Source organism: Chryseobacterium sp. PET-29, from assembly GCF_025736815.1.
Lineage (GTDB): Bacteria > Bacteroidota > Bacteroidia > Flavobacteriales > Weeksellaceae > Chryseobacterium > Chryseobacterium nepalense.
On record NZ_CP107053.1, the window covers coordinates 235,855 to 250,185 of the forward strand.

13 protein-coding genes are annotated in these 14,331 nt (G+C 36.2%); 12 read left to right on the plus strand and 1 reads right to left on the minus strand.

From position 1 onward, the window contains the following. The first annotated feature begins 264 nt into the window (after positions 1-264). Entirely contained in the window at positions 265-1,326 is a 1,062-nt protein-coding gene (locus ODE14_RS01115; protein WP_263602622.1) for an NADH:flavin oxidoreductase, read from the plus strand. Between the two features lie 270 nt (positions 1,327-1,596). Here the strand turns inward: ODE14_RS01115 and ODE14_RS01120 are convergent, their stop codons facing one another. Continuing rightward, positions 1,597-2,787 carry an aminopeptidase C gene (locus ODE14_RS01120; RefSeq protein ID WP_263602623.1) on the minus strand — a complete coding sequence of 397 codons (1,191 nt, stop codon included), beginning with the start codon at positions 2,785-2,787 and terminating at the stop codon, positions 1,597-1,599. A gap of 530 nt (positions 2,788-3,317) precedes the next feature. On the opposite strand from ODE14_RS01120, the gene ODE14_RS01125 reads away from it, so the two are divergent. From ODE14_RS01125 to ODE14_RS01175, 11 genes are all read left to right on the plus strand, one after another. Next, the gene (locus ODE14_RS01125; protein WP_263602624.1) at positions 3,318-3,836 is read left to right on the plus strand and encodes an RNA polymerase sigma factor; all 519 of its coding nucleotides are present in this window, start codon (positions 3,318-3,320) and stop codon (positions 3,834-3,836) included. 11 nt (positions 3,837-3,847) lie between these two features. Continuing rightward, complete coding sequence (locus tag ODE14_RS01130) at positions 3,848-4,954, plus strand: hypothetical protein (RefSeq protein ID WP_263602625.1); 1,107 nt, start codon at positions 3,848-3,850, stop codon at positions 4,952-4,954. A gap of 161 nt (positions 4,955-5,115) precedes the next feature. Next, positions 5,116-7,104, plus strand: coding sequence for a vWA domain-containing protein (locus ODE14_RS01135; protein WP_263602626.1), 1,989 nt, complete (start codon positions 5,116-5,118; stop codon positions 7,102-7,104). A gap of 6 nt (positions 7,105-7,110) precedes the next feature. Beyond that, positions 7,111-8,724: a DUF4139 domain-containing protein gene (locus ODE14_RS01140; RefSeq protein WP_248394125.1), complete on the plus strand. Its 1,614-nt coding sequence runs from the start codon at positions 7,111-7,113 to the stop codon at positions 8,722-8,724. Positions 8,725-8,877: 153 nt separating this feature from the next. After that, positions 8,878-9,381 carry a GbsR/MarR family transcriptional regulator gene (locus ODE14_RS01145; RefSeq protein WP_066439641.1) on the plus strand — a complete coding sequence of 168 codons (504 nt, stop codon included), beginning with the start codon at positions 8,878-8,880 and terminating at the stop codon, positions 9,379-9,381. A gap of 122 nt (positions 9,382-9,503) precedes the next feature. Then, positions 9,504-9,848 (plus strand): hypothetical protein, encoded by a 345-nt coding sequence (locus ODE14_RS01150; RefSeq protein WP_263602627.1) that lies wholly within the window; start codon positions 9,504-9,506, stop codon positions 9,846-9,848. A gap of 6 nt (positions 9,849-9,854) precedes the next feature. Then, positions 9,855-10,259, plus strand: coding sequence for a hypothetical protein (locus tag ODE14_RS01155; protein WP_263602628.1), 405 nt, complete (start codon positions 9,855-9,857; stop codon positions 10,257-10,259). Positions 10,260-10,337: 78 nt separating this feature from the next. Then, positions 10,338-10,745 carry a hypothetical protein gene (locus ODE14_RS01160; protein WP_263602629.1) on the plus strand — a complete coding sequence of 136 codons (408 nt, stop codon included), beginning with the start codon at positions 10,338-10,340 and terminating at the stop codon, positions 10,743-10,745. Continuing rightward, complete coding sequence (locus ODE14_RS01165; protein WP_263602630.1) at positions 10,738-11,223, plus strand: SRPBCC family protein; 486 nt, start codon at positions 10,738-10,740, stop codon at positions 11,221-11,223. Before ODE14_RS01160 ends, ODE14_RS01165 begins: the two co-directional genes overlap by 8 nt. Positions 11,224-11,639: 416 nt before the next feature. Next, a complete protein-coding gene (locus tag ODE14_RS01170; protein ID WP_263602631.1) occupies positions 11,640-12,536 on the plus strand; it encodes a TIGR01777 family oxidoreductase in 897 nt (298 codons plus the stop codon). 334 nt (positions 12,537-12,870) lie between these two features. Beyond that, the gene (locus ODE14_RS01175) at positions 12,871-14,313 is read left to right on the plus strand and encodes an alpha-L-fucosidase (RefSeq protein WP_263602632.1); all 1,443 of its coding nucleotides are present in this window, start codon (positions 12,871-12,873) and stop codon (positions 14,311-14,313) included. The last annotated feature ends 18 nt before the right edge of the window (positions 14,314-14,331 follow it).

Sequence of the window (14,331 nt, forward strand, 5' to 3'; positions counted from 1 at the left end):
TCACAAAGCCGCTCTACTTACATGAGAGCACAAGATTTTTAAACTTATGTATTCTTATCCGCGTTTTTATAAACAACTTAAAATAATGTATAATCATCTTTTGTGCCTTTTGTGGTAAAAAATAACTTAGATCAGAGCCTTAAACGTTACTTCAAAGTTACTAATGTAAGTTACCACAAAGTTACTACTTTTTTTCTTCGTAAGATACAAATGTGAACTATTATTAGTTACTTTGTGTAACAAATATAAAAAAGTAAATCTAAAATGAGCACAGAATCATTATTTACACCTTTCAAGTACAAAAATTTAGAACTAAAAAATAGAATTGTCATGGCTCCGATGACAAGAGCACAATCGGACAACGGAGTACCCACACAGCAAATCGCTGATTACTACGCCAGAAGAGCAGCTGCAGAAGTGGGATTAATTCTTTCTGAAGGAACGGTAATCAATCGCCCGGCTTCGAAAAATATGCAGAATATCCCTGATTTCTACGGAACAGAAGCATTAAACGGATGGAAAAACGTAATTGATGCTGTACACCATAACGGCGGAAAAATGGGACCTCAGATCTGGCACGTTGGAGATACAAGGAGTTCTGCGGATTATCCGACTGTTGAGATGGAAAAGGCTTCTACCATGACTCTGGAAGATATTCAGGATACGATTGCTCAATTTGCAGCATCTGCAAAATCGGCTAAAGATCTTGGATTTGATGTATTGGAAATTCATGGCGCTCACGGCTATCTGATTGACCAGTTTTTCTGGGAAGGAACCAATACCAGAACCGATGATTATGGCGGAAAAACCATTAAAGAAAGAAGCCGTTTTGCAGTGGATGTTGTAAAAGCCATAAGAGCTGCGGTGGGCGAAGATTTCACGATTATCATTCGTCTTTCCCAATGGAAACAACAGGATTATTCGGTAAAATTAGCCCACACTCCTGAAGAAATGGAAGAATGGCTGTTGCCGTTAAAAGATGCGGGAGTCGATATTTTCCACTGTTCACAAAGACGATTCTGGGAACCGGAATTTGAAGGTTCCGACCTCAACTTTGCAGGCTGGGCGAAGAAAATTACCGGTCAGCCAACCATTACCGTAGGATCTGTAGGACTGGAAGGCGATTTTATGGCTGCCTTCGGAGGACAGGGAACGGAAAAAGCAGATTTAACGGAACTAACGAAAAGACTGGAAAGAGGAGATTTCGATTTGGTTGCCGTTGGACGTGCATTGCTTCAGGATCCGGAATGGGCTAAAAAAGTAAAAGAACAAAATACCGAAGCACTTCTTGACTTTTCAGCAGAAAGCCTCGGCGTATTATACTAAAGTTTAATTGTCAATAGTGGGTCTGCTTCGCTGCCCGTTTGATTTTTACAACTTTTCTGAACGGGCAATTGCTATTCACTAACGAAGTAAAATTCACTGTTGATGATTTTACCATATCTTGATTACCTATTTAAATTTTTTTCCAAAACCGCCTGAGGATATTTCAAAGGCGGTTTTTTTCAAAAGCAAAACCACTTTCCGGATAAGAAAGTGGTTTTTAACAGATTTAAATATCTAAAATGTCAGATTATCCTGACAAAAAATGATCGTTTACAAACCGATACTTTTACTGGGCTTCAGCTGTTTTCTGATGCTTTTCGGAAGCGCATCTTTGTGAACAAGGATTGCGGTAGATTTGTACTCCACATACGGTCTTGTCACATAAATATATCCTTCAAAATCATTTGTTACACCCCAGGAATTTTTTACCATATAATATTCTTTTCCGCTCTGGTCTTTTGCAAGCCCTACGATATGCATCCCGTGGTCATCGGTTGTGGAAAGGTTATTCAGAGCCTGCTGACGCATATCTTCAGTAATGGTTTTATCTTTTTTAGGTTCGGTAAATAAAGTTCCCTTGTTCTCATTATTGATCTGGTCAAGATTCATATCCGGAACATACGCCACCCCGTTTTTATAAGAAAAATACGGTTCGGAAACATCCGTTGCCCAACCTACAGAATAGCCTTTGTTTACTGCATTATCAATAATTGCCGTTAGATCTTTCATCGGAACATTCCAGTCGGAATCGTGGCTCCAGTTGTCCGGAATCGGAACAACAAATTTATAATCCTTGTATGAAGAAATTTCAACATAATCTTCAGGATTGATGCCTACCACTTCTTTGGCAAAAGTCTGTGGCGTGTAAGATTTTCCTTCATACGTAAAATTGGAAGGAACTTTTCCTAAGTACTGATCCAGAATAGCATCTACGGAAGACATCCAGTTATCAGATAGCTTTCCTTTAGATGATGCCTGTACAAGACTGTCAAGAACAGGTTTCAGTTTACCCTGCATTTCAGAGAAATTATTTAGCGTCTGTCCCTGTCTAAGCCCGGTGTAAACGTCCTGCGGAACAGCTCCGTATTTTTTGTACATGTTGATGACATCATGCAGCTCTCCGCCGTCGCCCCAGCTTATTGCGCCGTTGTTTAATACATATAATTTTGCTTTGTCGTGGTAAGAATTCCTTGCCGTGAAGATTTCTGCAAGATCAACAGGCTTTTTACCCATTCTCTGCATTTCAGACTCCAGGAAAGAATTTCCTGAATAGCTCCAGCATGTTCCCGAAGAACCCTGGTTTTTTACCGAAGTTGCCCCAACGTCTTTTAGCGTGGTAAACTGGAAATTGGCATTTTGAGACTGATTGTTTTTTAACTTGTTGATTAAGTCATCCTGAGCAAACATCATACTTCCTGCAGACAAAACAAAAAGTAATGATATAAATTTGGTATTTTTCATTACTATAAAAGATTATTTATACGAATAGTCGTTCATAATAAAGATTTGTTACAGCTCTAAAGGTTAAATGCATTGTTGAATTTTTTGAAGCTTTTTCGCGCTTTCGCTACTCGCTTTTTTCTGTTTTCGGCAGCAAAGCTGCCGCCGAAAACAGAAAAAGAGCTCAAACATGCCGCTCAATCGCGGCTAGAGTAGAGTCTTCCATTACAACTTTCAACAATACCTGGTATATTTTATCATTATAAACATTCATAAATCTGTGCAAATTCGCGAAAATCCGTGGTAACAATAATCAAATTGAGAGATTATAATTTAGTTTAAATGCCTTCCCACATCATAAATTTGTATCAGCTTTTTACATAAGGTCTGTGTAAAGCTTTGTGATCAGCAGGAAAATTGTAATAAATTCTCCGTTTACTTTGTGCTTTCATTTGTCGCCCTCATCAGATTTCATTACTTTTCAAAAAAAGTTTATCATGTTTCCAACCTTTTTGAAACTTTCTGCATCTGTATAGATATAAAGTCTGATTATGGAACGAGAGTTACTATTACAATGTCAGCGGAACGACCGCAATGCGCAGCGGAAAGTCTATGAAAAAATGGCAGGGAAATTATATTCGGTTTGCAGAAGATATCTTAAAAATGATGAAGATATCGAAGAAGCACTGGCAGATACATTTTATAAGATTTTTACTAAAATAGACCAGCTTCACAATCCTGATATTTTTGAAGCCTGGGCCAAAAAAATAACGGTTAACGAATGCCTTCAAAAGCTCAGAACAGCGAAGTGTCTGCATATTTCACTGGAAGAAAATCATGTTATCAGTTCTGATGCATCAGGTGAAAGTGTTTCTTTTGAAAAAGATATTCTGCATCTCCTCAACTTTCTTCCGGAAGGCTGCAGAGCGATATTTAATCTTTTTGCCATTGAGGGCTATCCTCACAAGGAAATAGCGGCTATGCTCTCCATAAGTGAGGGAACGTCAAAATCTCAGCTCAATTTTGCAAGAAAAAAACTTCAGGAACTTCTGGTGAATCAAAATGTTTAAACTTTACAACAATGGAAAATAATCACGATATCGATAAAACTTTCAACGAGGCTTCTCAGTCTTTAGAAGAACCTGTAACTTTTCCGGGGTTTGATAAGGTTTGGAGCAGAGTAGAAGAAAAGCTGGATCAAAAAGAAGAAAAGAAACAGAGAAAAATCCCTGCATGGCTTCCGTACGGAATTGCCGCCAGTCTGATCATGGCTTCCGGAATTTTTTATTTTACCTCAACAGCAGATACTGCGAAGATTAGCCAGCCGGTTATTGCAGACAACAATAAAATTCAAAAAACCTACGCTCCACAGATTTCTGAACATATCCAAAAGACAGACAGTGTTGTAAAAGCCAATATTCAAAAAACAATTATACCATCTGCTGCTGTAAAATTAGCCCGAAACGAAACACCAAAAATTTATACCCCTTCATTAACGCCTCCGGCTTACGAAGTTACATCTCCGCCTTTTTCTGATAAGGAGATATCGAAGATTGCTGAAGAAAATGCGATTATGGACAGTATACAACGGCATAATATAGAAGAAGTTATTGCAATGGGAATAAAAAAAGAAAAAGCTTCAATGAATGCAATGGCTTCCAACAAGAAAATTTCTGAGCTCAGCACCATTGCAGATACTGCAGATTATGATTATCCGGATGTAAGATTCGGTCGTCTGGAAAAACAGAAGGAACCGGAAATACTTTATAAAAAATCTTCCACAAAAGAGTATACGCCTCTTGCATTAAATGGTGGGAAAAGAACTTTACTGGGTGAAAAACAGGCTGTAACTTCTCTGAATGGATTTGCGCCGGGCCTCAGCATAAATTCTATTTCGGGAGCGGCAGGATCAGGGAGATTGGATATTTCAGTGGGATATCTGTCAAATACTCAGCCGGGAGCCGAACCGCTGGTTGTTATCAACGGAGCTGTGTCTGATGTAGAAACCCTAAAAAAACTGGATCCTGTAAAAATTGACAATATTTCTGTAATTAGTAAAGAAAAAGCCGGAGGCTTGTTTGGCGGCAAAGCAAAGAATGGCTTAATCGTAGTCATCACAAAAGATATTTCTAAATCGGAAAAACAAAGACTAAAAAAAATGCTTCAGGAAAAAGCTCCTGGAAAATAACCTAAAATATTGAAAACCAATAACCATTTTATCATACATCAGAGAAAGGAAATTTCCTCAAAGATTTCCTTTTCTTTTTTTGGATTTTTTACTGCAACTTTTTAATAAAACTGAATCTTCATATAAAGTACAATAAAGAAGTTACAATTTAAATGATAAACATGAAAAGAATAGGAACTACAATACTTGCTTTAGGCTTATTGATGGCTTGTAAAACCAAAACAGCAACAGATCAGGATAAAGATTCGGGGAAAATAAGCATTAAAAAAGATAAAGATCAGGACGGCGTTAAAGATCGAAAGGATAAATGTCCTGAAATTGCCGGACCGGAGGAAAATAAAGGCTGTCCGTGGCCGGATCTGGATCAAGATGGTATTCCGGATAAAGATGATCAGTGTAAAGATATTTCGGGGCCGTTGGAAAATAAGGGTTGTCCTTTTCCTGATACCGATGGAGATGGAGTAATCGATAAAGACGACGCTTGTCCTACGGTTGCCGGACCGGCAGAAAATAACGGCTGTCCCTGGCCGGATACCGATGGCGACGGAATTCTGGATAAAGATGATGCATGTCCTACCGTCCCTGGAATGCCGGAATATAATGGCTGTCCAAAACCGAAAGCAATCGTGGCTATGGAAGTTGAATCTTCATTCAGACCTAACCTGGGAAAAGTATATGACAATGGTGAGTTTGATAAAAAAACAGTAAAAAAAGTTTCAAAAAATTATATTGATTATAATGATGAAGATTACAATGCTTTAGTTGAAAATCCATTTGAGTTAACGAAAAACCAACCGCTTTCAACTTTTTCTATCGATACCGATAATGCTTCATATTCCAATGTAAGAAGAATGATAGAATACGGCGGGGTCGACAAAAATGCAGTGAGAGTGGAGGAAATGATCAATTATTTTAAATATGATTATCCTCAGCCCAAAAATAATCAGCCTTTTTCTATCAATACGGAAATAGGGAAAAGTCCGTGGAATCCTGATCATCAATTGCTTAAAATCGGCCTGAAAGGAAAAAACATCCCGATGAATAATCTTCCGCCATCCAATATGGTATTCCTGATTGATACTTCAGGTTCTATGGCTTACGAAAACAAACTGCCGCTGCTGATATCCTCTTTAAAGATATTATTGGATCAGCTGAGACCAGTAGACAAAGTGGCAATAGTCGTATATGCCGGAAGTGCAGGTGTGGTATTGCCTTCGACTTCAGTGGCAGAGAAAAGAAAAATTACAGAAGCTCTGGAAAGACTTCAGGCGGGTGGAAGCACAGCAGGCGGCGCAGGAATTGAGCTTGCTTACAAACTCGCACAGAAAAGTTTTATAAAAGGCGGAAACAATCGGGTGATTTTGGCAACGGACGGAGATTTTAATGTAGGTATTTCTTCGGAAGCAGACCTCGAGAGCCTGATTGAAGAAAAAAGAAAATCCGGCGTTTTTCTTACCTGTCTGGGGTATGGGATGGGAAATTATAAAGACAACAAAATGGAAACTCTTGCAGATAAAGGAAACGGAAACTATGCTTACATCGATAATCTTCAGGAAGCCAATAAGTTTTTAGGAAGAGAATTTGCCGGAAATATCTATACTATTGCGAAAGATGTAAAAATTCAGATTGAGTTTAATCCTAAACTCGTCAAATCATACAGATTGATAGGATACGAAAACAGAAAACTGAGAAATGAAGATTTTATAAACGATAAAATTGATGCCGGAGAATTAGGAAGCGGGCATACCGTAACTGCTTTGTACGAAATAATTCCTGCCAACGTTAATTCTAAATTTTTACCGAAACAAAATAAAACTAAATATACTGTAAATTCAGTCAAAGCAAATTTTGGTAATGAGCTGGGCACCGTAAAATTCAGATATAAAAAACCTCAGGGATCAAAAAGTTCTGAAATTGTTCATATAATAAAGAATTCTTCAGCTCAGCAGTCCGGTACAGATTTCAGATTTGCTTCTTCGGTAGCCTGGTTCGGGTTAGTTTTAAGAGATTCTGAATTCATTACCAGGAGAGATTTAGATGCCATCGAAAAATTGGCGAAGGAAAATAAAGGACAGGATAAAGACGGTTACAGAAACGGATTTATAGAAATGATCCGGAATTATAAAAAGATAAAAATAGCTAAACGTTAAAAAAATATGAAGAAACTCATCATCATTGCTTTATGCAATTTCTCAATCATTATTCTGGGGCAGAAACCTGTCTTCGCAGAAGCAAAATTAAAGTCGGTCACATTGTACGAACAGTCTGCGGAGCTTTACAGCAATGCTTCATTTAAAATTCCGAAAGGAAGTTCTGAAGTTGTGATCACCAATATTGCACAAAACATTGATGAAAGCAGTATAAAAATAGGCTCTAAATCTAAAGTTTCAGTATTAACCTACCGTTTTACTACAGATGAAAATTTTTATAAAGTAGAACTGGATAAGAAGAATCCTCAACATAAAGTTGTCTTGGACAGCATCTCTCTTTTAGAGAAAAAAATTAAAGATCTTGATTTCCAAAGAACTGCATTAGCAAACAGTATTGTTATTTTAGATAAAAATCAGACGATTAATTCCGGTTCCGCTTCTTATTCCAAAGAATTGCAAAAACTGATTGATTACTATCAGAAAAAGAGAACTGAACTAAGTATTGAGCTTGATAAAGCTGAAACATCATCTGCTCTTTTGGCAGAGAAGCTGGATAAATTGCGTACCAAGTTTGATCTCAATAATCAGGAATTAGAAAAATATCCTAAGGGAAAATTGGTGCTGCAGATTTCCAGCGATGGTTCGGAAGATGTCAATCTGGATATTAAATATGGTATTCGTGAAGCGTTTTGGAGGCCTTATTATGACGTTGTTATTCCGGATATAAATTCTAAAGCCCAGTTGCTTTACAAGGCGATGGTAAGACAAAATTCGGGACTGGATTGGAAAAACGTCGAACTTCACCTGGTTTCCGGATACCCAAACGTGAGAAAGCAGATTCCTTCCTTATCTTCATGGAGTTTATTCTATCAGGAGCCTGTGGCGGCTGTTATTCCGGGAGTGCAGACAGATCGTGTTGAAAATTATGCTTCCGTACGGTCACAGTCTGCTGTAAAGGAAGTCAGTATTGCGGAGGTTGCGGTTGTAGGTTCCAGTATTTCCAGAAATCAACTGAATGTAGCCTACGACCTGAAAGATCTTTACACTATTTTGTCCAATAATCAGGACAACAGTATTAACCTTGATCGTACGGAAATTCCTGCCACTTATACTTATTACACCGTTCCGAAAGTAGACAGAACCGTTTACCTGATTGCAGAACTTGATAATCTTGATAAATATAATCTTATTAATGCTGAAGCAAATATCATTTTCGAAAATACCAATGTAGGAAAGACAATGCTCAATGCAGAAAGTACCGACAGTAAGCTTCTGCTCACACTTGGCGATGATAAAAGGATCAGTGTGAAAAGAGAAGTTATTAAGGATAAAACAATGGAAAAGAGTATCTCTTCGTCCAACAAGGAACAGCAGTTTGCCTACCAGTTTACGATTCGAAATAACAAAAGTGAAAAGATAAAACTCAGAATTATAGATAGAATTCCGGTATCGCAGGATAAGCAGATCATTATAACGCTCGTAAATAAAGGGGGTGCATCTTACAATGAAGAGACAGGAGAACTGATTTGGGATATGGTTTTAAATGCCAATGAAACAAAGAAAACAGAGTTTTCATTTAAGGTAAATTCATTAAAAAATAAAGTGATCTTAGGACTTTGACAGAATATCATATAAATATTTCATAATAAAAGTGAAATTAAAATTAGTGCTGACAGGCATTCTTAAGGGATGTCTGTTTTTTATTTAAATTAATTTTCAAAAATTATTGAAAATTCAATAAATATAATTACATTTGTAAAAGAAATGAATAAGATGAAACTTTCAGAAGCAAAAGAAAAATACATTCAGACCTGGGGAACATTTGCTACCAATTGGGGAATCAACCGGACAATGGCGCAGGTTCATGCCTTGCTTTTGGCAACCGGGAAACCGCTTTCTACCGATGAGGTGATGGAGCAGCTTGAAATTTCAAGAGGAAATGCCAATATGAATCTCCGTGCTTTGATGGACTGGGGAATTGTTAGAAAGGAATTCATAAAAGGTGACCGTAAAGAATATTTTGTTGCTGAAAAAGATGTATGGTTTTTATTCAAACAGATCACGAAAGAAAGAAGAAAAAGAGAAATAGAACCGGTGATTTCTTTTCTGGAAGAATTAAAAAATATTGAAGATAAAGATTCTGAAGAAGCAAAAGAATTCATAAAATTAATGGAAGACTTCAGCTCAGTAACAGGTAAAATCAACAATATCATGGATCTCGCGATAAAAAGTGATGATCATTGGCTGGTTGGGAAAATCACGAATTTGTTGAAGTAAAATATGTCATTCTGAACGCTGGCAATATGGTGTGAAGAATCTTAAAGAAAGATAAAAAGGAGTTATTCCTTTTTTATTTAAAATTAACTTTCAAAAATTATTGAAAATATAAAAACTACGAAATGTTTAATGTTGTCTCATATCTGATTTTTCTCGCAGCCGCTTCATTCATTACCATTGATGTGGGAAGAAGATGCTATCAGGCAGGCAAATTCTATCTGGAATACCTCATTTACGACAAGCATCTTTGCCTTACGATCAACAGGATACTTTTAGGCTGTTATTATCTGATTAACCTCGGATATATTGCCATCAGTCTTACAAGCTGGGACAGGATTTCCTCCCTGGAGCAGGTATTTTCAATAACAGCAATACGCATCGGGAATATTATGCTGATTCTTTGTGTATTACACTACATCAATATTTTTACCCTTTATCTTCTAAGAAAAAATTTAACCATAAAATAAACTATTATGACAGCAACAATCCTTACCACAGCAACGTACAATTTTTCAGCGTACATGATCTATTTGCCTATTGTAATTGCACTTACTGTTTTTGTTTCACAATTTCTGTTCAAAAACTCAAAGACTTTTATGATTGATATTTTTCACCAGAAAGAAGATATCGCCATGGCCACGAATTCCCTTTTCAAAATCGGATTTTACCTTCTGAATGTTGGTTTTGCCTTATGCATCATTGAGTTTTACAGAATAGAAACAGTGGAAAGCCTAGTGGTAAATATGAGCGAGAAAATCGGTAAATTTTCTATTTACCTCGGAATCATGATGCTCCTTAATCTCCTTCTCTTCCTGAAAGGCCGTAAACACGCTATGAACAAAAATAAAATCACTAAAAATGAAAACATTCATCTTTAAAATCTGGATGTATTTTACATTCAAAATGCAAAACAAAAGAACAAGAGGAGATTTTTTAAACCTTTAAAATTAATATCCATGAAAACTTTATTAACCTATGATCTCAGGATTCAGCAGACATTACTTATCCTGTTTCTTGCCACAATTATTGCAACAGCCGTGATGCATAAGGAATTTTTATACATCAGCATCTTTGTAGAATTCTTTCTCATTGCTTTTATTCAATATTCTTTAAATATGATCAAGTTTTTGTCTAAAGAATACGCAAAAAAAGATTCAAGAAAGTTATATATTTTGGTTTCAACATATGTGGTTGTCACATTCTTAATTTTTATTATTTGCCGGTATATTGAAATAGACTTTCATTATGGTTTTCTTGAATGGATTCTTGTATCCTGGATCGTACTATCGCCTGTTCTTATGATTCAGTCCCTTGTTATCAGTTTTTATGATAAAGAAAATGGTAAAATAGCAGATTATGCCTGAAATTCAATTGAAAACTGTGATAAAATCTGACATTCAGAAGGTTTTTGATTTGTCAAGAAATATTGATTTCCATCAGAAATCAGTCTCAGAAACAAACGAAAAAGCCATCGCAGGTAGAACTTTCGGACTCATCGAAGAAGGAGAAACGGTAACATGGAAAGCAAAACATCTGGGAATTTATCAGACATTAACGGTTAAAATTACAAGTATGGAAAAGCCTTTTTATTTCACAGACGTTATGCAAAAAGGTGCTTTTAAATCTATGAAACATCAGCATATTTTCAGGCAGGAAGGTAAAAACACAATCATGATCGATATTTTCGAATTTCAATCACCTTTCGGATTTATCGGGAAGATATTTGACAGGATTTTTCTTAAAAACTATATGAAGAAATTTCTTTTGAAAAGAAATCAATTGATTAAATCAACTGCAGAGAAACGATCTGAGCGCGAGCGAAGCGAGCGTCAAAACAGTTAGTAGTGGAAATATAAACTCAAAACAATATTTAGCTTAAAATGATAATATGATTGGATATCCCATTGATTTAGGTTTGGTTATTTTCTTACTTATAATTTCATCAATTGTTTTTCCAACAGTTGTCTTGATTGTTATTAATATGATTTTTGAAAAATCTCAAATGAAATTATTTTTCAGATACATTTTAAATCTATTTTTTATCTCGGCTTTTTTATTATTCCAGCAAAATATTATAAAAATTTTACCAGGTTATTTTATCACAATTGTAATTATAGAATGCATAATTACTACGCTACTAATGATCTGTATAATATTAAAAGTTGTCAGAATCTGGCGTAGTTAAGTAGCATCTTGGAAGAAAACAGGATAAATCCTGTTAAACAATAAACAAATTACCATCAAAAACCAACCATAAAATGAAAATAATCATTGCAGCCGGAACGGGGTTTCTCGGCAAAAACCTTAAAAATTACTTTACCGGAAAAGGTCATCAGGTATATATTTTAACCCGTAATCCAAAACATAAAAATGAAATCTATTGGGATGCAAAAACGTTGGGCGAATGGAAAAGGATCCTTGAAAATGCTGATGTCATCATCAACCTTGCAGGAAAATCAGTCGATTGCCGTTACACAGACAAAAACAAAAAGGAAATTTATTCATCCAGGATAGAAAGTACAAAAGTTCTTCAGCAGGCAGTTAATGAATGTATCAGTAAGCCTAAAGTCTGGCTGAATGCAAGTTCAGCAACAATTTATATTCATTCAGAAACACATTTAAATACAGAGGAAAACGGAGTAATCGGTGATGATTTTTCAATGAATATCTGCAAAAGCTGGGAAAGCGAATTTTTTAAAGTAAAAACAGAAAATGTACGAAAAGTTGCTTTACGAACTTCTATTGTCTTAGGAAATTATGGAGGCGCTTTTCCTAAATTAAAAATGTTAACAAAACTCGGGCTGGGCGGGAAACAGGGAAGAGGAGACCAGAACGTAAGCTGGGTTCACATTGATGATTTTTGCAAAGCTGTTGAGTTTATTTTGGAGCATGAAAATCTTTCCGGTCCAATCAACATAACCGCTCCGGAACCATTATCCAACGAAGAATTCATGATGAAATTAAGAAAAGCAATGAAGGTACCGTTCGGTTTAAACGCGCCGGTCTGGCAATTGGAAATAGCGTCCGTATTTCTAAAAACACAAACCGAATTATTACTGAAAAGCAGAAATGTCTATCCCGAAAAACTAATATTGAATGGTTTTGAATTCAAATATCCTCAGGTTGAAAAAGCATTTGAGAATTTAATATATTAATTTACATTTTCAAGATTTCCATGTTAAAATAAATGATCAGATGGAATCCTAATAGTATTACATTTAAGTTTAAACTGCCGGATTAGACAAACACACAAAACTCTTTAAGTCTAAACTGTCGGATTAAACAAAAACACAAAATTATTTAAGTTTAAACTGCCGGATTAGATAAAAACAGAAAATTATTTCAGTCTAAACCGTCGGATTAAACTAAAACAGAAAACCATTTTAGTTGATACGTGATTAATTCAGCAAAAGGAAAATTTCAAACTTTTATATCTTTTTTGTTAAAATTTTCTTGCTAAATATTAATTTAGCAAAAAACGAAAACTTCATGTTCATCAGGCTAAAAACGAAAACCGTATTTCTCTCCGCTTTACTCACCTCATCGATATTTTTATCACAGGCACACAATGTTTCAGAAGGATATCAGAAACCGGACGATCCTTTGGTTGAGAAAAATCTTGAAAACTGGCAGGATCTGAAATTCGGACTGTTCATGCATTGGGGAACATACAGCCAGTGGGGAATTGTCGAAAGCTGGAGCCTTTGCCCGGAAGATGAATCCTGGACCCAAAGAAAACCCGAACACGGAACATCATACTATGAATACCTGAAAAACTACGAAAACCTCCAGACTACTTTCAACCCGGTACAGTTTAATCCGCAAAAATGGGCGGATGCTGTAAAAAAAGCAGGAATGAAATATGTGGTGTTCACAACAAAACATCATGATGGCTTCGCCATGTTCGATACACAACAGTCGGATTACAAAATAACCTCTCCGAAAACACCTTTTTCCAAAAATCCGAAAGCAGACGTTACCAAAGAGATTTTCAATACTTTCCGCAAAGAAGGATTTAAGATCGGGGCCTATTTTTCAAAACCCGACTGGCATTCCGACGATTATTGGTGGTCCTACTTTCCGCCAAAAGACCGTAATGTGAATTATGATCCGAAAAAATATCCTGAGAAATGGAACAGTTTTAAGAATTTTACTTTTAATCAGTTGAATGAAATTACTTCCAATTACGGAAAAATTGATATTCTCTGGCTGGACGGAGGCTGGGTGCGCCCATTCAATACTATTGATCCCAACGTCGAATGGCAACGAACCATCAAAGTAGAACAGGATATTGATATGGATAAAATAGGGACAATGGCCCGGAAAAATCAACCCGGAATCATCATCGTAGACCGTACGGTTCCCGGAAAATGGGAAAATTATGTAACGCCGGAGCAGGCCGTTCCGGAAAAACCGCTTTCTATTCCGTGGGAAAGCTGCATTACGATGGGTGATTCATTTTCGTATGTCCCGAACGATAACTACAAATCTTCGCAGAAAATTATTGAAACATTGGTGAAAATTATTTCACGAGGAGGAAATTACCTGATGAATATTGCTCCCGGGCCAACCGGAGATTATGATCCTGTTGTTTATGAAAAATTAAAAGAGATTTCCGGCTGGATGGATCAAAACCAGTCTGCCGTTTTTGCGACAAGAAGTGTAGCGCCTTATCACGACGGAAACTTTTACTACACCCAAAGCAAAGACGGAAAAACAATGAATATTTTTCACCTGGACGAAAAAACAAATTATAAATCTCCATCAACATTACATTTTACCATTCCGGAGAATTTTAAATCAAAATCACTGAAAGTTTTAGGATTAAAAAATAAAATTCAATGGAAACAATCAGGAAATGTAATTAAAGTTGATTTGCCGGAAGAAAGAAATCAATTGAAATATTCAACCGTAATTCAAATTACACAATAGTTCAAATTGTAGATATCA